This is a genomic window from Pasteurella testudinis DSM 23072 (assembly GCF_900176075.1).
Classification (GTDB): domain Bacteria; phylum Pseudomonadota; class Gammaproteobacteria; order Enterobacterales; family Pasteurellaceae; genus Chelonobacter; species Chelonobacter testudinis.
In genome coordinates this window covers 96,605-116,367 of sequence record NZ_FWWV01000013.1, presented here as the reverse complement: position 1 = coordinate 116,367, position 19,763 = coordinate 96,605, and the positions used below count along the sequence as shown (strand labels likewise).

Sequence of the window (19,763 nt, the reverse complement as noted above, 5' to 3'; positions counted from 1 at the left end):
GTTTAATCGGTTTATTACAATCAATGCATACCGTCTTCTTTGGTTTTCGGTAAAACCAAATTCATAATCACCGCCACGATAGCACATAAACTGATGCCTTTTAAAGACACTTCGCCGACATTCAACATCATGCCGCCGATGCCGAAAGTCAAGACGACGGAAATAATACACAAATTTCGCGGTTCGGACACGTTGACTTGTGCTTTAATCAGGGTGCTCATGCCGACCACGGCGATCGAGCCGAATACCAACATCATGATGCCGCCCATGACGACGGTCGGAATGGTGGATAAAAATGCGCCGACTTTGCCGCAGAACGAGATGGCAATCGCCCAGCACGCCGCCCAAGTCATGATTTTCGGGTTGAAATTACGGGTCAGCATAACTGCGCCGGTTACTTCGGCATAGGTGGTATTCGGCGGGCCACCCAAGAAAGAAGCGGCGGAGGTGGCGATGCCGTCGCCGAGCAAAGTGCGGTGCAAGCCCGGTTGTTTCAGGAAATCTTTACCGGTGACCGAGCTGATCGCCATAATGCCGCCGACGTGTTCAATCGCCGGTGCAATCGCAATCGGTAGCAAATACAAAATCGCTTCCAGTTTGAATTCCGGCGTGGTCAGGGTCGGCACGCTAAACCATGCGGCTTGATGGATTGCGCTGAAATCGACCAAGCCCAGGCAGAGCGCCAAAATATACCCGACCGCAATGCCGAACATAATCGGAATCAGTTTCATCAAGCCTTTGGCAAAGACGGCGACCACCAGCGTGGTGATTAAGGTCACCATGGAAACCAGAATTGCCTGTTCATACGGATAAATTTGTGCGTCACCGCCTTTGCCGATTGCCATATTCACCGCCAGCGGCGCCAGCCCCATACCGATAATGATGATAATCGGCCCGACCACCACCGGTGGAAAGACCCGTTGTAAGATGCCTGCGCCTTTCAGTTTCACCAAGCCGCTTAAAGCGATGTACACCAAACCGGCGAACATTAAACCGCCCATGGTCACGGCTAATCCCCAAGTGGCGATACCGTATTGCATCGGGGCGATGAAAGCGAAGGAAGAGGCGAGGAAAATCGGGACTTGACGTTTGGTGCAGAGTTGGAAAAGCAGGGTGCCGACGCCGGCGGTTAAAAGTGCGGTGTTGCTGTCCAAGCCGACGATTAACGGCACCAAAACCAATGCGCCGAAGGCGACAAACAACATTTGCAGCCCGACAAACGCCTGTTTCGGCAGGCTTTGTATCGGCAGATCATCACTGTGAAGAGTGGAATTTTGCATAATAAATTACTCGTTTAAACCCATGGTTAAAAGTGCGGTATCGGCTTATCGCATTATGCCGAACGGTTATTTGGTACCGAAAATTTTATCGCCGGCATCGCCCAAGCCCGGAATGATATAGCCTTGTTCATTTAAGTGATCGTCAATCGAGGCGGTATAAAGTTCCACGTCAGGGTGTGCTTTTTCCAACACCGCAATCCCTTCCGGTGCGGCGACCAGCACCAAGACTTTAATTTGGCGGCAGCCTTTTTGTTTTAACAGATCGATCGTTGCCACCATCGATCCGCCGGTTGCCAACATCGGGTCAACCACAATCGCCAGACGCTCTTCCAAATCTCCCGCCAGTTTTTGAAAATAAGGTACGGGCTCCAACGTTTCTTCATTGCGGTACATACCGACCACGCTGATTCTGGCGCTCGGAATGTGTTCCAGTACGCCGTCCATCATGCCTAAACCGGCACGCAGAATCGGCACGACCGTCACTTTTTTGCCTTTAATCCGCTCCACTTCCACCGGTCCATTCCAACCGTCGATAATCACTTTTTCGGTCTCCAAATCAGCGGTGGCTTCATAAGTCAGCAGGCTGCCGACTTCGGTTGCCAGTTCGCGAAAGTTTTTGGTATTGATTTCGGCGGCGCGCATCAGGCCGAGTTTGTGTTTGATAAGCGGGTGTTTGACTTGGACAAGTTTCATTTTGGGCTCCTTGAGTTTAGATCCCGTAAATTTTAATGGATAGATCATCGAATTAACAGTTTTTTATGCGCATAAGTGGATCGGCGTTGTAAAAAATTGAAAGCAGAGCGAACTCAAAATTAGCTGTCGCCAATAATTGCGCAAGCATGTTACAATTATCGCCGTTTACAAACCGCAGCAAATGCCTTTTGCCAACAAATTGAACATGAATGAATAGGAATGTATCGTGGAAAAGAAATCATTAAGTTATAAAGATGCCGGTGTTGATATTAATGCGGGCAATGACTTGGTTGACAGAATTAAAGAAGATGTCAAACGGACCCGCCGTCCGGAAGTGATGGGCGGACTTGGTGGTTTTGGTGCGCTCTGTTCTATTCCGAGCAAATATAAAGAACCGGTGCTGGTTTCGGGGACGGACGGGGTCGGCACAAAATTGCGACTGGCGATTGATTTGAATAAGCACGATACCATCGGTGTGGATTTGGTCGCGATGTGCGTCAATGATTTGGTGGTGCAGGGGGCGGAACCGCTGTTTTTCCTTGATTACTATGCCACCGGCAAATTGGAAGTCGATGTCGCTGCCGATGTGATTAAAGGCATTGCCGACGGTTGCGAACAGTCAGGCTGCGCTTTGGTCGGCGGCGAAACGGCGGAAATGCCGGGTATGTATCATCAGGGCGACTACGACTTGGCCGGCTTCTGCGTCGGCGTGGTGGAAAAGAGCGAAATCATTGATGCCAGCAAGGTCAAAGTCGGTGATGCCTTGATTGCGTTGGGTTCGAGCGGACCGCACTCCAACGGCTATTCTTTGATTCGTAAAGTGCTGGAAGTCAGCGGGGCTGACACCGCCAACGATTTGCTCGACGGCAAACCATTGGCGGAACATCTGCTAGCACCGACTAAAATTTATGTCAAATCGGTGCTGCAACTGATTAAACACGTTGATGTGCATGCGATTTCGCATTTGACCGGCGGCGGTTTCTGGGAAAATATTCCGCGCGTTCTGCCAGCCCATGTCAAGGCAGTGATCGATGAGAACAGCTGGCAGTGGCCGAGCGTGTTCGGCTGGCTGCAACAACAAGGCAATATCGAGCGCCACGAAATGTACCGCACTTTTAACTGCGGTGTCGGCATGGTGATTGCGTTGCCGCAAAAAGATGTGGAAACCGCACTTGCTCTGTTGCAGCAAGCCGGTGAAAAGGCGTGGTTAATCGGCCGCATTGAAGCGTTGGGCAGTGATGAAGCGGCGCAAGTGGTGATGCCGGCGTGAGGCAAAACGGTATGAAAAGCGGCATGATCAGAATGGCGGTCTTGATTTCCGGCGAAGGCGGCAATTTGCAGGCGTTGATTGATGCCTGTGACAGCGGCAAAATCAACGGAGAAATTGTTACCGTGGTCAGCAACAAAGCCGATGCTTACGGCTTGCAGCGGGCGCAGCAGGCAGGCATTGAAAACCGCACTTTTCTGCGCAACGCCTATGCGGATAACCAAACGATGGATTTGGCGATTGCCGACTATTTACAGCAGTGCAAAGTGGATTTGATCGTGTTGGCAGGCTATATGAAAATTTTGACCGCCGCCTTTATCCAACGTTTCAGTGATCGAATCTTGAATATCCACCCGTCATTGTTGCCGAAATATCCGGGCTTGGACACCTACCGACGGGCAATGGAAGCCGGTGATCAACAACACGGCACTACGGTGCATTTTGTCAACGAAGAAGTTGATGCAGGCGCGATTGTGCTGCAAGCCAAAGTGCCGATTTTTAGTGATGATCAGGTTGAAGACGTGGTCGAACGGGTCAAGGCACAGGAACTGCAAATTTACCCGTTGGTGGTTTCTTGGTTTGCACAAGGGCGCTTGCAGTTGCTTGACGGCAAAGCGTGGCTCGATGGAGAAGCGCTTCCACCCAACGGTTATGCCGCCGATGAATAGTGTTGTATGACAATTGCTGTTTGAAAATCAGCAAAATCTTGTCGAAGAATTGAGCGATTGCAAGGGATTATTCACATCAGTTTGAATTTTTTTGCAAAAACAGGCTCTAAGCAATATATCCTTGGTTTTAATTAGCAGAAACGGAAGTATCAATGAAACTGACCAGTATCAATATGAAATTTATATATAGCCTGCCTTTGTTGTCAGCCATGCTGTTGGCGCTGTTTATGCCGTTGCAGGGCGTTGCGGCGGAAAAAGTGGTCGCCACGGTCAACGGCTACCCGATTTTGGCCAGTCAGGTCAAAAAAGAGTTGGGCAAAAAAGCCGACAATGCCGCCAACCGCCAAAAAGCCTTAGACGGAATCATTGACGATATTCTGGTACAGCAGGCAATTCAGGAGTCCGGCGTGCGGATCAGCAGCGCACAGGTGGATCAAGTGTTTCAAAGCATCGCTGACAGCAACGGCTTGACTTGGGGGCAATTGCTTGACGTGCTGGACTATCAAGGGGTGAATTATCACCAATACCGCAATCAGATTGCCCACCAATTGTTGATGAACGAAGTGCGCCAACAAAATATCGGCAAAAGTATCGAAGTGACCCGTGAACAAGTGGAAGCGCTGGGCAACGATTTACAGAAAAAAGCCGAAAAGAGCGGTAAAGTGCAAAAACACACCGCACCGGAGTATCGCGTGCGCCACATTCTGTTGAAAACCAATCCGATTTTGACCGATGCTAAAGCCAAAGCCGAATTAAGCCGAATCCGCGCTGAGATTCTCGCGAAGAAAACCACGTTTGAAGCCGCAGCCAAAGCCAATTCGAAAGACTATCTTTCCGGCGATAAAGGCGGCGATTTAGGCTTTGCTTTCCCTGACAGTTATGTGCCGGAATTCGCCAAAGTGGTGCGCAGCAGCAAACCGGGGGTGATTTCACAACCGTTTAAAACCGAATACGGCTGGCATATTTTGGAAGTGACCGAGAGCCGTAAAGGGGATAGAACCGAGGACTTCTACCGCCAAAAAGCCTACGAACAAATTGTCAACAAGCAGGCGCAAGAAGAAGCTAAAAACTGGGTCAGCGGTTTACGCAAACGCGCCACGATTAAAATTTTAGATTGATATTTGCCAACGTGAATACAAACAAAATCCCGCATTAGTCGGGATTTTGTTTTATACTGAGTGGGAAAATCAGCCATTAATCAAGATATAGACAAACGAATGAACTCGAAAAAACATTTAGGACACACCGCCCGTAAGCGTTTCGGGCAGAATTTTTTACACGATCAGCACGTTATTCAAGGGATCGTGGCGGCGATTCACCCGCAAAAAGATCAGTATCTGGTCGAGATCGGGCCGGGCTTGGGCGCATTGACCGAGCCGGTGGCGGAGCAGTTGGATCGCTTAACCGTGATTGAATTAGACCGTGATCTTGCCGAACGCTTGCGCCATCACCCGTTTTTACACCAAAAACTGACTGTGATCGAACAAGATGCGATGCAGGTGGATTTCCGCCAACTGTTTGAACAAGCCGGACAGAAAGTGCGGGTGTTCGGTAATTTGCCGTACAATATTTCCACGCCGTTGATGTTTCATCTGTTCAACTACTACGACAGCATTCAAGATATGCATTTTATGCTGCAAAAAGAGGTGGTGAAACGCCTTTGTGCCGGTCCGAACAGCAAGGCCTACGGACGTTTGACCATCATGGCGCAATATTTCTGTCAAGTCATGCCGGTGTTGGAAGTGCCGCCGAGCGCGTTTAAACCGGCGCCGAAAGTCGACTCGGCGGTGGTGCGTTTGATTCCGCACCGCACTTTGCCGCATCCGGTAAAAGATCTGTATTGGCTCAATCGGGTGTGCAGCCAAGCCTTTAACCAACGGCGCAAAACTTTGCGCAATGCGCTTTCGACCTTGTTTAGCGCAGAGCAGTTGAGCGCACTTGGGGTTGATCAAAATGCGCGTGCGGAAAACTTGTCAATCGCCGATTATGCCCGTTTGGCAAACTGGTTGCATGACAATCCGCCACAAGTCGAGCGTGCGCAAATTTCAGCGGACGAAGAATAGGAACGGTAAATGGCAACCTATATTGTCGGTGATTTGCAGGGCTGTTTTGACGAACTGCAACTGCTGTTGGACAAAGTGCGGTTTGAACCACAGCAAGATGAGTTGTGGCTGGTCGGTGATTTGGTAGCGCGCGGCGATAAGTCGTTGGAATGCCTGCGTTTTATCAAAGGATTGGGTGAGAGTGCAAAAACCGTACTGGGCAACCACGATCTACACCTGATCGCTACCGCACTTGGGCTGAAATCGGTCAAGAAAAAAGATCGGGTCGATGCGATTTTTGCCGCCGATGATTTTGCCGAGTTGATCGATTGGCTGCGCCATCAGCCGTTATTGCGCCAGCACCCGAAGCACGGTTTTATTATGTGCCACGCCGGAATCAGCCCCGATTGGACCTTGCGCCGCGCCAAAAAATCGGCGGCGGAAGTGGAAGCCGTGCTACAACACGGCGACTACCGCACTTTGATCAAAGAGATGTACGGAGAACAACCGGATCGCTGGAGCAAACAGCTCAAAGGCATTGAACGGCTGCGTTATATTATCAACGTGTTTACCCGCATGCGTTTCTGCTACGCCGATCACCGCTTGGATTTCGCCTGCAAAACCACGTTAGCCGAAGCACCGGCAGATTTGTTTCCGTGGTATGAACTGGATAACGCCACTTATCAGCAGCAGCCGATTTTGTTCGGTCATTGGGCAAGTTTAGTCGGCGAGCCGATGCCGAAAGGGATTTATGCGTTGGATTCCGGCTGCGTGTGGGGCAACTATATGACGATGTTACGCTGGGAAGATCAACAGTTTTTCTATCAAAGAGCGGTTAAATCTTACACCTAATTTATCAATCTGAAGCCAAAGCAGGTTGCTTTTTTGTTATTTTCCCTTATCCTTAATCGTGCTTATGTATCAGTGAATACAGGAAGCACAGGTTATATAACAAGTTTTGTTTATATCAATACAGGATTCCTCCAATGAAAAAATTAATGATCGCCACGGCACTGGCGTGTGCTTTCGGCACAGCGAATGCCGTTCAGCAAAACAGCGTCAATACTGACACCCACCTTTTTGAACTGACCAAAACCTTTGATATTGATGTGCCGAAGGGCTCAAGCGGCGAGACCCGACTGTGGATTCCGCTGCCGTTCAGCAATGATTACCAAAACGTGAAATCAATCCAATACGACGGCAATTACCAACAAGCCTACATTACCGAAAATAACAGCTACGGCGCAAAAACCTTATATGCGACTTGGGCGGACGATAGCGAAAAACGCGATTTGAAAGTCACGATGGTGATTGAAACCAAAGATCGTGAGCAGAAGAAAAGCGGGGCGTTAGCCGATTATCAAGCGCCGGAAAAAATCCATTATTCGGTTGATGTGTTGGAATATTTGAAACCGAGCCGACACATCAAAACCGATGGTATTGTTAAAGAATACGCCGATAAAATTGTCGGCACAGAAACCAATCCGCTGAAAAAAGCCGAATTGATCCATAACTGGGTTGTCGCCAATATGGAGCGTGATAACTCGGTATTAGGCTGCGGCGAAGGTGATGTGGAGAAAATTTTGACCACCGGCGTGTTAAGCGGGAAATGTACCGACATTAATTCGGTGTTTGTCGCATTGGCACGCGCGGCGGATCTTCCCGCACGGGAAGTGTTCGGGGTGCGTTTGGGTGCGGCGCCGAAATTGGAAAAATATTCCAAAACCGCCTTTGGCAGCGCAGATGAGCACGGGGTGGCGAATGTCAGCGGCGGACAACATTGCCGTGCCGAATTTTATCTCGCCGGTTTCGGCTGGGTACCGGTCGATTCTGCCGATGTGGCGAAAATGCGTTTAGCCGAGAAAAAAGCGGTTGATGATGCCGATACGCAAGCAGTAGCCGATTACCTGTTCGGCAATTGGGAGATGAACTGGGTCGGTTATAATCACGCTCGCGATTTTGATCTGTATCCGGTGCCGGAATTGACTCCGTTGAATAACTTCGGTTATCCGTATGCTGAAATTGGCGGTGATCCGTTAAACTTCTTTGATCCGAAAGAGTTTAAATATGAATTTATCGCCAAAAAATTATAATCAGCGATTTTTTGCCGCCGCGTTGGCGGCATTAACCACGGCGGTTACCTCAACCTTGTGTTGTATTGCGCCGCTGGTTTATCTGCTGTTTGGTATCTCATCGCCGTTTTTAATCGAGCTGAATCAGTTGGCATTTTTACAGATTCCAATGCTGATTGTGTCGTTGGCGTTGTTCGGCTACGGGTTTTGGTTATTGGTGTTTTCAAAAAGAGTGATTTGCACCAAATATCTCTCGCGCCGCAGCTTGCTTGTGCTGTATGGCGTGGTGTCGCTGCTGATTCTCTTTTTTCTGTCATATCCGATTCTGTTACCTTATTTTTTAGAATATGTTTTCTAACTACCACGAGATTTTTTATGTTAAACAAAATAGCGCTATCACTTGTTTTATCCGGCTTATTCAGCAGCGTTGCGCTGGCGGCGGAGTTGGGTGCGGACGAAAAACAGCTCACCTTGCAGGTGAATGAGATGAACTGCCAGTTGTGCGCCTATTTAGTCAATAAAGAGCTGCGCAATCTGGACGGCGTGGTGTCGACCAAAGCCAATATTAAAACTCAGCAAGTTAAGGTGGTTGCCAAAAAAGAGCTGGAAAACCAGCGTTTAATCCAAGCCATAGACGGTTTGCACTATACTGCTGCGGTGGTGTCCGAGTAAATCTTAAACACCGCAATTTAGTCAAAAATCGAGCCCGAGACAGCCGGTGACTTACCGTTGGTTTTGGGCTTTTTTCGTACTGTTCCGACGTAATAAATTCTGTTATTCTGCGCCATTCTAGGCTATCCTATATCCCATTTTCTATTTAACCGCAAAAGTGCGGTTTTTTGTGTTGATAAAAGGTAATTTCGCTATGCAAGAGCAATATCGTCCGGATCAGATTGAACCGAAAGTGCAGAATTATTGGTTGGATAACAAAGTGTTCGCCGCCAAAATTGATTTAAGCAAACAAAAATACTACTGCCTTTCGATGTTCCCGTACCCGTCCGGCCGTCTGCACATGGGGCATGTGCGCAACTATACTATTGGTGATGTGGTGGCGCGTTATCAGCGTATGAACGGCAAAAATGTGTTGCAGCCGATAGGTTGGGACGCATTCGGTATGCCGGCGGAAAATGCCGCGATTAAAAACAAAACCGCACCTGCGCCGTGGACCTATGAAAATATTGCTTACATGAAACAGCAACTGAAAATGCTGGGCTTCGGTTATGACTGGGATCGCGAGCTGACAACCTGTAAACCGGAATACTACAAATGGGAACAGTGGTTCTTCACCGAATTATATAAAAAAGGCTTGGTGTATAAGAAAACCTCGGTGGTGAACTGGTGTCCGAACGATGAAACCGTGTTGGCGAACGAACAGGTTGATGAAGGGCGCTGCTGGCGTTGCGACACCCCTGTGGTGCAAAAAGAGATTCCGCAGTGGTTTGTGAAAATCACCGACTATGCCGAACAATTATTGCAAGGCTTAGACGGTTTGCCGCAATGGCCGGATCAAGTGAAAAGCATGCAGCGCAACTGGATTGGGCGTTCCGAGGGCGTGGAAATCACCTTCCAAGTTGCCGACAGCGATGACAGCGTGGCGGTTTACACCACGCGCCCTGATACCTTGTTCGGTGTGTCCTATTTGGCGGTGGCGGCAGCGCACCCGTTGGCGGAAAAAGCGGCGTTGAACAATCCTGAATTGGCGCAGTTTATCACTGAGAGCAAAAATGCCAAAGTTGCCGAAGCCGATCTTGCCACGATGGAAAAGAAAGGGATGGCGACCGGCTTGGAAGTGATTCACCCGCTAACCGGTAAAAAAGTGCCGGTGTGGGTGGCGAATTTCGTGTTAATGCACTACGGCACAGGCGCAGTGATGGCGGTGCCCGCGCACGATCAGCGCGATTATGAATTTGCAAAAAAATACGGTTTAGCGATTAATGCCGTGATTCGTCCGAGCGATACCGAACAACCAGATATCAGCCAAGCAGCGTACACAGACTACGGCGTGTTGATCAATTCCGGCAAATTTGACGGCTTGGATTTTGAGCAGGCATTTAATGCGATTGCCGATGAACTGGAAAGTTTGAACGTGGGCAAACGCCAAGTGAATTACCGCTTGCGCGATTGGGGCGTTTCCCGTCAGCGTTACTGGGGCGCACCGATTCCAATGCTGACATTAGAAAACGGCGACGTTGTGCCTGTGCCAATGCAAGATTTACCGGTGATTCTGCCGGAGGATGTGGTGATGGACGGTGTGCAAAGTCCGATTAAAGCCGATCCGAATTGGGCGAAAACCACTTTTAACGGACAACCGGCGTTGCGTGAAACCGATACGTTCGACACCTTTATGGAATCGTCGTGGTACTATGCACGTTACACTTGTCCGCAATATCAAGGCGGCATGTTAGACAGCGCAGAGGCGAACTATTGGCTGCCGGTCGATCAATATATCGGCGGGATCGAACACGCCACTATGCACTTGTTGTATTTCCGTTTTTACCATAAATTGTTGCGTGACGCCGGTTTACTGCAAGCGGACGAGCCGGTGGAGAAATTGTTGTGTCAGGGCATGGTGTTGGCGGACGCGTATTATTATATTTCCGACAGCAACGAACGTATTTGGGTATCACCGACCGAAGTCAGCGTGGAGCGTGATGACAAAGGCCGCATTACCAAAGCGATGGATAAAGACGGGCATGAGCTGGTGCATGCCGGTATGACCAAAATGTCGAAATCGAAAAACAACGGTATCGATCCGCAAGAAATGGTGGAAAAATACGGGGCGGACACCGTGCGCCTGTTTATGATGTTTGCCTCGCCGGCGGAAATGACCTTAGAATGGCAAGAGGCGAGTGTGGAAGGGGCAAACCGTTTCTTGCGCCGCTTGTGGAACTTGGTGTTTGAATACCAGAAAAATCCGGCAACGGCAGCGTTGTATCTGTCGGCGTTAAGTGCGGAGCAAAAATCGCTGCGTCGCGATTTGCATAAAACCATCGCCAAAGTGAGCGATGATATCGGTCGCCGCCAAACCTTTAACACCGCGATTGCGGCGATTATGGAGTTGATGAACAAACTAACCCGTGCGCCGTTAGCCAGCGAACAAGATCGTGCAGTGATGGCGGAAGCGTTAAGTGCGGTGGTGAGAATGCTGTATCCGATCACGCCGCATATCTGCTTTACTTTGTGGCAAGCGTTGGGCAACAGCGATACCATTGATTTCGCACCGTGGGTGCAAGCCGATAAAGAGGCGATGATCGACGATGAAAAACTGATCGTGGTGCAAGTCAACGGTAAAGTACGCGGTAAACTCACCGTCGCTGCCGATGCGGCGGAAGAGGCGATTAAGCAGACCGCACTTGCCGATGATAATGTTGCACGCCACTTGGACGGTTTGAATATCGTCAAAGTGATTTATGTGCCGGGCAAACTATTGAGCTTTGTGGCGAAATAACCGGTTATTCCGACCGCACTTTTGCAGACGAAGTGCGGTTTTCATTGAGGATAAGGAATTCGAACGATGTTGAAAAAAGCCTATACCCTGTTATTGTGTGTAACCGCGCTACTGTTGAGCGGTTGCGGTTTCCATTTTGCCAATCAGGGCGGAATTGATCCGGCGTTTCAAACCATGAAACTGCAAAGTACCAATCCTTATGACTATTTAAGTCGCGAAGTGCGCGATCAGTTGCGTGCCCATCAGGTGACGATTGTGGAACAGGGCGATGTACCGGAACTGCGGATTAAAAACAGCACTATCGGATCCAGCGTGGTCTCGGTGTTCAAGCAGGGACGGGAAGCCGAAAAACTGCTGACCTTGAACCTAACCGCGGCAATGTACGTTCCGGGGCGCGGCGAATTTCCGCTCAGTGTCAGAAATACCCGCACTTTCTTTGACGATTCGCGTGCCGCATTGGCGAAATCGGCGGAGCAGGACGTGATTTATAATGATATGCGTACCCAAGCGGCGCGTCAGCTAATGATTAAAATCATCAGTCTGCAAAACCAACTGGCTGCCAAATAAGCCGATACGCCGTGAAAAGAATCCCTGCGGCACAATTGCAAACCGCACTTAAACAACAACTTGCCGCCTGTTATATTTTACAGGGGCAAGATCCGCTGTTGCTGGACGAATCGCGGCAAGCGTTAAAACAGCACGCCAAAGCCGCGCAATTTGATGACAGTTTGCAGTGCTTGGTGGCCGCCAATACCGATTGGGACGAGATTTATCAGGCAACACAATCCAGAGGCTTGTTTTCTGAAAAATTGCTGCTGATGTTGATCTTGCCTGACAATGTGACCCAGACGATTCAAAAGAAATTGTTGCAATTAGTCCGCTTGTTACACCATGATATGCTATTGGTTCTGCAATTTTCCCGTTTCACACCGCAACATGAAAAGCAAGACTGGTTTGTGGCATTAAAGCACTATGCGGCGGAAAATGTGGTGGCGGTCAATTGCCAGACGCCGACGCTTGAACAGCTGCCGCAGTGGCTGCAACAACGGGCAAAAGCGGACGGTTTAACTCTCGATCAGGAAGCGGCACAGCTGCTTTGTTACAGTTATGAAAGCAATTTATTGGCGCTGAAACAGATTTTGAATTTGTTAAAACTGCTTTATCCCGACGGTAAATTAACCTATCTACGGGTGAAGTCCTGCGTGGAACAGTCGTCGCTTTTTACGCCTTATCAATGGCTCGATGCGCTGCTGGAGGGCAAGACCAAAAGAGCGGTACGGATTTTATCCGCCTTGCAAAATGAAGAGGTTCAACCCTTGATTCTGTTGCGTAGCGCACAAAAAGAGCTGATGACGATTTTACAATTGTGCGGCAATGAAAGTGCGGTCAGCGGCAACCGCACTTTTAATAATAGTCACCAACCGCTGCCCACTCAACAGCTGCGCCAACAATTTGATCGTTTGCGGATATGGCAAAACCGCCGTATGCTGTTTACCCATGCGATACAGCGCATGAGTTATGCGGATTTGTACCGCCTGCTGCAAAAATTAGCGGAGATTGAACGCTTGCTTAAGCGAGATTTTGATGCCGATGTGTGGCCGATGTTCGAAGGTTTCAGCTTAATATTCTGTAAACATTAAAAAAAGTAGTCATATCGAGTCAAATTGATTAAAATACACTCAATTTGAATGTGATTCCATTTCGACAGGCACTAGCCCTAAAATACTAGCCCTAAAATAGAGAAAAGACAGGAGAACAACATGAAAAAATATTTACTTCCGGCATTGCTGGGTACGGCTTTGGCAACGGCGGCCACGGCACAAGCGGCGCCTGCCGGACAAACCTTTGTCGGCCCTTCTGTCGGGCTAAATCTGGCGACCAATAAAGGCACATCCAGCGGCGGCACGGAGGTTTCTTTCAAACGTTTCACTTCATTGAATTTAATCGGCGATTACGGTTTTGATTACGGGCACGATTTTGTCGGTCTGCCTTATGCTTCAATCAAATTGTTCGGCGATAAATTGGGTGAGTCGGACACCTTGAATCTCAGCAACTCTTCCCGTTCCAAGATCAAGCAGCGTGATCACTACGCCTTAGGCTATGCGCAAGGCTATCGTATCACACCGAATTTACTGGGATTCGGCAAAGTGAACTATAACTATTCCGAGATCAAATTTGAGAATTTGAATAATGATAAGCGCAATTTCAAAGGCTTTGGTTACGGTGCAGGTGTACGTTATGCCTTGGATTCCGATATTGAATTAGGCGTGGAATATATCCGTTCCAACCTGAAGCACGGCGATGATAAATTGAAGCTGAATACTTTTGATTTCTCCGCTTCTTACCGTTTTTAATCAATTAGGCGTCGACACTTAAGATAATACAGCAACCCCGTTTATACGGGGTTTTTTGTTAACTGGATCACAAAAATACGATCTAACTAAAACGTTTTAGTTAAAAGGATAGCGCAACTAAATCGTTTTAGTTAAAATTGCACACATTGTAATCAGTATTTCCAAAATAGGAGAAAATTATGGATTTTCCAAAGATTGCCCGACAGGTTATTGAAAAACTGGGCGGCAAAGACAACATCAGTGCGTTGGCGCATTGCGCGACGCGCTTACGGATCGTGTTAAAAGACGAAAGTGCGGTCGATAAAGAAGCGATTGAAAATATCGACGGCGTGAAAGGGCAATTTTCCGTTGCCGGACAATACCAGATTATCTTCGGTTCGGGTACGGTAAACAAAGTGCATGCGGAAATGAGCGGTTTGTTAGGCATGGGCGATATGACCAAAAGTGACGTTGCGGCAGCCGGAGCGCAAAACCAAAATTTGTTGCAGCGTTTGGTAAAAGGCTTAGCGGATATTTTCGTGCCGATCATTCCGGCTATCGTTGCCGGCGGTTTGTTGATGGGGCTTGCCAATGTATTTATGGCGAAAGACCTGTTTGTCGACGGCATGTCGTTAATTGACACCCACCCCGAACTGGCTGATTTGGCAGCGATGATCAACACCTTTGCCAATGCGCCGTTTGTGTTCTTGCCGATTCTGATTGCCTTTTCGGCAACGCGTAAATTCGGCGGCAATCCGTTTTTGGGGGCGGCATTGGGAATGTTGTTGGTTCACCCCGATTTGGTTAACGGCTGGAACTATACCAGCGTCGTGGCGGAAGGCAAGCTGGCTTATTGGAATATTTTTGGTTTTGATATTGAACGCGTCGGCTATCAAGGTTCGGTGTTGCCGGTATTGGTTGCCTCTTGGATTCTGGCAACCTTGGAAAAAGCACTGCGTAAAGTAGTGCCGTCGGTGCTGGATAACCTATTGACACCGTTGTTGGCGCTGTTTATCGCCGGTTTGTTGACTTTCAGCTTCGTTGGGCCGATTACGCGTGAAGCAGGTTTCTTGCTGGGCGCCGGTTTAACTTGGTTGTATGATACCGCCGGATTTGTCGGCGGGGCATTGTTTGGCGCTTTGTATGCACCGATTGTCATCACCGGTATGCACCAGACCTTTATTGCGATTGAAACGCAACTGTTGGCAGATTTTGCCACGACCGGCGGCACTTTCATTTTCCCAATCGCAGCAATGTCGAATATCGCACAAGGTGCGGCGTGTTTGGCGGTGTTTGTGATTATGAAAGATGTAAAAACCCGCGGGATTGCATTGCCGTCTGGTATCAGTGCGTTGTTGGGGATCACCGAGCCGGCGATGTTCGGGGTGAATTTGCGCTATCGTTACCCGTTTATCGGTGCGATGGCCGGTGCCGGTTGCGCCAGTGCATTCGTCGCCTTATTCAATGTTAAAGCCCAAGCGCTCGGCGCGGCAGGTTTACCGGGCATTATCTCGATTAAACCGAATGACATCAGCATGTATGTGATTGGTATGTTAATCTCTTTTGTGGTGGCTTTCTCCGTAACAGTGATTTTGGGTAAAAGAGCGCAAAAGAAACAGCAAGCAAATTAAGTTGCGGTAATCTTGCCGAAGCGAAAACCAACCAAATGAAAGTGCGGTTGGTTTTTTGTTTACTGCGCGGCAAACGGCTGGCGGAGCGGGTGAAAATATGCTAGTTTGAGAACGCTTATTTTGATAAACCAACGTGATAACACATAAATTATGAGTGACGAACAGATAACGAACGATAATCAAGAGCAAGGCTCGAAAAAAGGGTTTTTCCAATCCTTATTCAGCGGTTTGTTTCAAGGGGAATTAAAAAACCGTGAAGAACTGGTCGAAGTCATTCGCGATTCGGAACAGAACGATCTGATTGATCAAGACACGCGCGAGATGATCGAAGGCGTGATGGAAATTTCCGAACTGCGGGTGCGTGATATTATGATCCCGCGGGCGCAAATCGTATTTATCAATAAAGAACAATCATTGGATTCCTGCCTTGATGTGATTATCGAATCGGCGCACTCACGTTTTCCGGTGGTCAGTGATGAACGGGATAATGTCGAAGGGCTGCTCCTGGCAAAAGATTTATTGCCGTTTTCACGCAGTAACGCCGAAGAATTCGATATGTCGTCGATCCTGCGTCCGGCGGTGATTGTGCCGGAAAGCAAGCGTGTTGATCGCATGTTGAAAGAGTTCCGTTCCGAACGGTTTCACATGGCGATTGTGGTCGATGAATTCGGTGCGATTTCCGGCTTGGTGACGATTGAAGATATTCTTGAGCAGATCGTCGGCGATATTGAAGATGAGTTTGACGAAGAAGAGGCGGCAGATATCCGCCAGCTTTCGCGTCATACCTATTCGGTGTCGGCATTGACGGATATTGAAGATTTTAATGAAAAATTCGGCACCCATTTTGATTCTGAAGAAGTGGATACGATTGGCGGCGTGATTATGCAAGCGTTCGGTTATTTACCGAACCGAGATGAGGAGATCGCACTGGAAGGGTTGCAGTTTAAAGTGGTATCGGCGGACGGGCGCAAAATTATTCAATTGCGGGTGCGGGTGCCTGATCAAGATGAAAGCGAATCACCGCTTACTGAAAATAGCTAGGTTGTTATGCAGACATTTTATTCTTATCCCATTATTAAAATATTAGTCAGCATAATTTTGGGGGCAAGCGGTGTGTGCGCCTTTTCTCCCTTCGATATTTGGCCGCTGGCCTATGTCAGCGTTGGCGGACTGATTGTTCTTGCGACGCAACGTTCGCACAAAACCGCACTTTATACCAGCTACTTTTGGGCGCTCGGCTTTTTTACGTTCGGGATTAACTGGATTCATGTCAGTATCCATCTTTTCGGCGGCGTGCCGTTGCTGTTGAGCTACATAGCCGTATTGCTGCTGGCGGCTTATCTGTCGCTCTATCCTCTATTATTTGCTTACCTGATTCAACGTTTTCAGATTAAAAGTGCGGTAGTATTGGCGATTGTGTGGACGTTTACCGAATTTTTACGCGGCTGGGTGATGACCGGCTTTCCGTGGTTGCAATTCGGTTATTCGCAAATCGACAGCCCGTTTTTCGGGATCGCGCCGATCTTGGGCGTGCAGGGGCTGACGTTTTTCGTGGTTTGGATCAGCGGCTTGCTGATCAATATTGGCAAAGTATGGCTTCAGCGTGATGAGCGGGCGTTATTGGTGATGAGCGGTTCGGTGTTGACGCTCCTGTTTTTGAGCGGCGCAGCTTTTTATCTGAGCGCAGACAAGATCAATTACCGCACCGCAGCCAGCCAGAGCAATCCGGACAGGAAATTGACGGTAACGCTGGTGCAGGGCAATATTGAGCAAAACCTGAAATGGGATCCGCAGTATTTCAGCAATACAATTGCTATTTACCAAAATCTGATTGCACCGCATTTGGGCAAAAGCGATTTGATTATTTTACCGGAAGCGGCAATCCCGACACTGGAAAATCAAGTGCAGCCGCTGCTGCACAGTTGGCAGATCGCCGCAGAAAAGAGCGGTAGCGAAATCATCGTCGGCACGGTCTATCATGATGAGCAGCAGGATCGTTTTTATAATTCTGCAATTGTGCTGGGTGATCCGCAAAATCCTTACCAGTTAGCAACGGCTAACCGTTACAACAAACACCATTTAGTCCCGTTCGGTGAATATGTGCCGCTGGAAAGTCTGTTGCGGCCGCTCGGTGCGATGTTTGATTTGCCGATGTCGAATTTTAAACAGGGCGATTACCGCCAAACGCCGCTTAAGGCAAAAGGCGTGAGCATGGCAACGGCGATTTGTTATGAAATTATTTTAGGCGCCCAGTTGCAGCACAATATTGCCGCCAGCGAGAATGATTTCATCCTGACGATTTCAAACGATGCTTGGTTTGGCGATTCGATAGGCCCTTGGCAGCATTTCCAAATGGCGAGAATGCGCGCGTTGGAAAACGGCAAAGCAGTGATCCGTGCCACCAATACCGGTATTACTGCCTTTATCGGCAGTAAAGGGCAAGTGTTGCGGCAAGCGCCGCAATTTGAAGCCACGACCTTGACAACAACTTTAACGGTTGAAAACAGCATGACACCTTATACCGTTTTCGGTGATAAACCGCTGTATATCTTGTCGGTACTGCTATTGGCATTGCATGCACTGACCGCACTTTTCCGCCGCAAGCTACATCAATTGGCTACGGTCAAAAAGGAGTAAGCGTTATCTGGAAAAGAAAGGCGCTGGCTGATAGAGCAGCGCTTTTTTATAAAGAAGTCATTAACGACTGCGGAAGATAATGCGCCCTTTGCTTAAATCGTAAGGTGTCAGTTCAACCGTTACTTTATCGCCGGTCAAGATACGGATATAGTTTTTACGCATTTTGCCTGAAATGTGAGCCGTTACTACATGACCATTTTCCAATTCAACCCGAAACATGGTATTTGGCAAGGTTTCCAAAATTGTCCCTTGCATTTCAATGCTATCTTCTTTAGCCATTCATTCCTCTGAAATATTTAATTTTAACTAGATTTGGTTTGCAGAAATGTGAACCGCACTACCGCACTACTTAGTGCCGACGGCAAATCCATTTCGATTACAAAGCGCAGATTATACCTGTATCCACGGCATTCGGAAAGTTTTTTATTTGCGCGGCGTTATGTTTTAAATAGGAATGAAATGAGAGTTATTATTATTTAATATATTGAATTAATACTATAACTATAAAGAAATTGTGATTATTTTAAAATTCTTCTAGAATGATTCGAATATATTTGTGAATAATGTAGTATCAAAGGATCCTACATATTTATTTATGTTTCATGTTCGGGGTATTTTATGAGAATTTTAGTCACCGGCGGCGCCGGTTTTATCGGTTCGGCTGTGGTACGCCATATCATCAATGACACTCCGGATAGCGTCGTTAATTTAGACAAGCTGACGTACGCCGGAAATTTGGAGTCTTTGACCGCCATTGCCGATAGCCCGCGTTACACCTTTGAACAGGTGGATATTTGCGATAAAACCGCACTTGAACGTATTTTTCAGCAACATCAACCGGACGCAGTCATGCACTTGGCGGCTGAAAGTCACGTTGACCGCTCAATCGACGGTCCGGCAGCGTTTATCGAAACCAATATTGTCGGCACTTACACCCTGCTGGAAGCGGCAAGAGCCTATTGGAACGGCTTGAGCGGCGACAAAAAACAGGCGTTCCGTTTCCACCATATCTCAACCGACGAAGTGTACGGCGATCTGGAAGGTACGGACGATCTGTTTACCGAAACCACCTCTTATGCGCCTAGTAGCCCTTATTCCGCTTCAAAAGCATCAAGCGATCATCTGGTCAGAGCTTGGTTGCGCACCTATGGTTTGCCGACGATTGTGACGAATTGCTCCAATAATTACGGTCCGTTCCATTTTCCGGAAAAATTAATTCCGCTCATGATTTTAAATGCGCTGGACGGCAAGCCGCTGCCGGTTTACGGCGACGGTATGCAAATTCGCGATTGGTTATTTGTGGAAGATCATGCGCGGGCGTTATATAAAGTGGTTACCGAAGGCGAAATCGGCGAAACCTATAATATCGGCGGACATAATGAAAAAGCCAATATTGACGTAGTAAAAACTATCTGCGCGTTATTGGAAGAGTTGGTACCGCATAAACCGCAAGGCGTGGCGCATTATCAAGATTTAATCACTTATGTGACTGACCGTCCGGGGCATGATGTGCGTTATGCCATTGACGCCGCTAAAATTGGTCGGGAGCTGGGCTGGAAGCCGCAAGAAACCTTTGAATCCGGTATTCGCAAAACCGTAGAGTGGTATTTGAATAATAAGCAATGGTGGAGCCGAGTGTTGGACGGTTCTTACAGTCTGGAACGTTTGGGTAGCAAAAAATAGTAAGGACAT

General features: G+C 48.3%; 19 protein-coding genes. 16 read left to right on the top strand and 3 right to left on the bottom strand.

The genetic code is table 11. From position 1 onward, the window contains the following. Positions 1-20: 20 nt before the first annotated feature. Together B8880_RS06615 and upp are read right to left on the bottom strand one after the other, a co-directional pair. Entirely contained in the window at positions 21-1,280 is a 1,260-nt protein-coding gene (locus B8880_RS06615; RefSeq protein WP_084256829.1) for a uracil-xanthine permease family protein, read from the bottom strand. A 66-nt stretch (positions 1,281-1,346) separates the two neighbouring features. Then, the gene (gene upp, locus B8880_RS06610; protein WP_084256828.1) at positions 1,347-1,973 is read right to left on the bottom strand and encodes a uracil phosphoribosyltransferase; all 627 of its coding nucleotides are present in this window, start codon (positions 1,971-1,973) and stop codon (positions 1,347-1,349) included. Between the two features lie 226 nt (positions 1,974-2,199). On the opposite strand from upp, the gene purM reads away from it, so the two are divergent. The 15 genes from purM to lnt all read left to right on the top strand — a co-directional run bounded on the left by purM (position 2,200) and on the right by lnt (position 18,071). Beyond that, complete coding sequence (gene purM / locus B8880_RS06605) at positions 2,200-3,243, top strand: phosphoribosylformylglycinamidine cyclo-ligase (protein WP_084256827.1); 1,044 nt, start codon at positions 2,200-2,202, stop codon at positions 3,241-3,243. Positions 3,244-3,266: 23 nt separating this feature from the next. Next, complete coding sequence (purN, locus tag B8880_RS06600) at positions 3,267-3,908, top strand: phosphoribosylglycinamide formyltransferase (RefSeq protein WP_084256941.1); 642 nt, start codon at positions 3,267-3,269, stop codon at positions 3,906-3,908. A 173-nt stretch (positions 3,909-4,081) separates the two neighbouring features. Further along, positions 4,082-5,026 carry a peptidylprolyl isomerase gene (locus B8880_RS06595; protein ID WP_115306453.1) on the top strand — a complete coding sequence of 315 codons (945 nt, stop codon included), beginning with the start codon at positions 4,082-4,084 and terminating at the stop codon, positions 5,024-5,026. A 99-nt stretch (positions 5,027-5,125) separates the two neighbouring features. Beyond that, a complete protein-coding gene (gene rsmA, locus B8880_RS06590) occupies positions 5,126-5,971 on the top strand; it encodes a 16S rRNA (adenine(1518)-N(6)/adenine(1519)-N(6))-dimethyltransferase RsmA (protein ID WP_084256825.1) in 846 nt (281 codons plus the stop codon). Between the two features lie 9 nt (positions 5,972-5,980). Next, entirely contained in the window at positions 5,981-6,802 is an 822-nt protein-coding gene (apaH, locus tag B8880_RS06585) for a bis(5'-nucleosyl)-tetraphosphatase (symmetrical) ApaH (RefSeq protein WP_084256824.1), read from the top strand. A gap of 134 nt (positions 6,803-6,936) precedes the next feature. Next, positions 6,937-8,043, top strand: coding sequence for a transglutaminase-like domain-containing protein (locus tag B8880_RS06580; RefSeq protein WP_084256823.1), 1,107 nt, complete (start codon positions 6,937-6,939; stop codon positions 8,041-8,043). After that, the gene (locus tag B8880_RS06575) at positions 8,018-8,380 is read left to right on the top strand and encodes a hypothetical protein (protein ID WP_084256822.1); all 363 of its coding nucleotides are present in this window, start codon (positions 8,018-8,020) and stop codon (positions 8,378-8,380) included. Before B8880_RS06580 ends, B8880_RS06575 begins: the two co-directional genes overlap by 26 nt. Positions 8,381-8,397: 17 nt before the next feature. Beyond that, complete coding sequence (locus B8880_RS06570) at positions 8,398-8,694, top strand: heavy-metal-associated domain-containing protein (RefSeq protein WP_084256821.1); 297 nt, start codon at positions 8,398-8,400, stop codon at positions 8,692-8,694. A 193-nt stretch (positions 8,695-8,887) separates the two neighbouring features. Then, the gene (gene leuS, locus B8880_RS06565; protein WP_084256820.1) at positions 8,888-11,470 is read left to right on the top strand and encodes a leucine--tRNA ligase; all 2,583 of its coding nucleotides are present in this window, start codon (positions 8,888-8,890) and stop codon (positions 11,468-11,470) included. 66 nt (positions 11,471-11,536) lie between these two features. After that, the gene (lptE, locus tag B8880_RS06560) at positions 11,537-12,037 is read left to right on the top strand and encodes an LPS assembly lipoprotein LptE (protein WP_084256819.1); all 501 of its coding nucleotides are present in this window, start codon (positions 11,537-11,539) and stop codon (positions 12,035-12,037) included. A gap of 11 nt (positions 12,038-12,048) precedes the next feature. After that, positions 12,049-13,110: a DNA polymerase III subunit delta gene (gene holA, locus B8880_RS06555; protein WP_084256818.1), complete on the top strand. Its 1,062-nt coding sequence runs from the start codon at positions 12,049-12,051 to the stop codon at positions 13,108-13,110. Positions 13,111-13,230: 120 nt separating this feature from the next. Next, positions 13,231-13,824 carry a porin family protein gene (locus tag B8880_RS06550; RefSeq protein ID WP_084256817.1) on the top strand — a complete coding sequence of 198 codons (594 nt, stop codon included), beginning with the start codon at positions 13,231-13,233 and terminating at the stop codon, positions 13,822-13,824. Positions 13,825-14,003: 179 nt separating this feature from the next. After that, complete coding sequence (locus B8880_RS06545; protein WP_084256816.1) at positions 14,004-15,434, top strand: sucrose-specific PTS transporter subunit IIBC; 1,431 nt, start codon at positions 14,004-14,006, stop codon at positions 15,432-15,434. Positions 15,435-15,584: 150 nt separating this feature from the next. Beyond that, on the top strand, positions 15,585-16,475 hold the full coding sequence (gene corC / locus B8880_RS06540) for a CNNM family magnesium/cobalt transport protein CorC (protein WP_084256815.1): 891 nt from the start codon (positions 15,585-15,587) through the stop codon (positions 16,473-16,475). A 6-nt stretch (positions 16,476-16,481) separates the two neighbouring features. Next, positions 16,482-18,071: an apolipoprotein N-acyltransferase gene (gene lnt / locus B8880_RS06535; RefSeq protein ID WP_084256814.1), complete on the top strand. Its 1,590-nt coding sequence runs from the start codon at positions 16,482-16,484 to the stop codon at positions 18,069-18,071. 60 nt (positions 18,072-18,131) lie between these two features. On the opposite strand, the gene infA is transcribed toward lnt, so the two are convergent. Beyond that, positions 18,132-18,350 carry a translation initiation factor IF-1 gene (gene infA / locus B8880_RS06530; protein WP_034612205.1) on the bottom strand — a complete coding sequence of 73 codons (219 nt, stop codon included), beginning with the start codon at positions 18,348-18,350 and terminating at the stop codon, positions 18,132-18,134. A gap of 339 nt (positions 18,351-18,689) precedes the next feature. Here infA and rffG point away from each other — a divergent pair, with 339 nt between their 5' ends. Then, entirely contained in the window at positions 18,690-19,754 is a 1,065-nt protein-coding gene (rffG, locus tag B8880_RS06525; RefSeq protein ID WP_084256813.1) for a dTDP-glucose 4,6-dehydratase, read from the top strand. The last annotated feature ends 9 nt before the right edge of the window (positions 19,755-19,763 follow it).

Bases quoted from the DNA above. Each gene is read 5' to 3' on its own strand.
- B8880_RS06580 (WP_084256823.1), top strand. From the start codon at position 6,937: ATGAAAAAATTAATGATCGCCACGGCACTGGCGTGTGCTTTCGGCACA.
- B8880_RS06570 (WP_084256821.1), top strand. From the start codon at position 8,398: ATGTTAAACAAAATAGCGCTATCACTTGTTTTATCCGGCTTATTCAGC.
- rsmA (WP_084256825.1), top strand. From the start codon at position 5,126: ATGAACTCGAAAAAACATTTAGGACACACCGCCCGTAAGCGTTTCGGG.
- infA (WP_034612205.1), bottom strand. From the start codon at position 18,350: ATGGCTAAAGAAGATAGCATTGAAATGCAAGGGACAATTTTGGAAACC.
- B8880_RS06550 (WP_084256817.1), top strand. From the start codon at position 13,231: ATGAAAAAATATTTACTTCCGGCATTGCTGGGTACGGCTTTGGCAACG.
- B8880_RS06615 (WP_084256829.1), bottom strand. From the start codon at position 1,280: ATGCAAAATTCCACTCTTCACAGTGATGATCTGCCGATACAAAGCCTG.
- B8880_RS06595 (WP_115306453.1), top strand. From the start codon at position 4,082: ATGAAATTTATATATAGCCTGCCTTTGTTGTCAGCCATGCTGTTGGCG.
- lnt (WP_084256814.1), top strand. From the start codon at position 16,482: ATGCAGACATTTTATTCTTATCCCATTATTAAAATATTAGTCAGCATA.
- purN (WP_084256941.1), top strand. From the start codon at position 3,267: ATGATCAGAATGGCGGTCTTGATTTCCGGCGAAGGCGGCAATTTGCAG.
- B8880_RS06575 (WP_084256822.1), top strand. From the start codon at position 8,018: ATGAATTTATCGCCAAAAAATTATAATCAGCGATTTTTTGCCGCCGCG.
- rffG (WP_084256813.1), top strand. From the start codon at position 18,690: ATGAGAATTTTAGTCACCGGCGGCGCCGGTTTTATCGGTTCGGCTGTG.
- corC (WP_084256815.1), top strand. From the start codon at position 15,585: ATGAGTGACGAACAGATAACGAACGATAATCAAGAGCAAGGCTCGAAA.
- lptE (WP_084256819.1), top strand. From the start codon at position 11,537: ATGTTGAAAAAAGCCTATACCCTGTTATTGTGTGTAACCGCGCTACTG.
- upp (WP_084256828.1), bottom strand. From the start codon at position 1,973: ATGAAACTTGTCCAAGTCAAACACCCGCTTATCAAACACAAACTCGGC.
- leuS (WP_084256820.1), top strand. From the start codon at position 8,888: ATGCAAGAGCAATATCGTCCGGATCAGATTGAACCGAAAGTGCAGAAT.
- B8880_RS06545 (WP_084256816.1), top strand. From the start codon at position 14,004: ATGGATTTTCCAAAGATTGCCCGACAGGTTATTGAAAAACTGGGCGGC.
- apaH (WP_084256824.1), top strand. From the start codon at position 5,981: ATGGCAACCTATATTGTCGGTGATTTGCAGGGCTGTTTTGACGAACTG.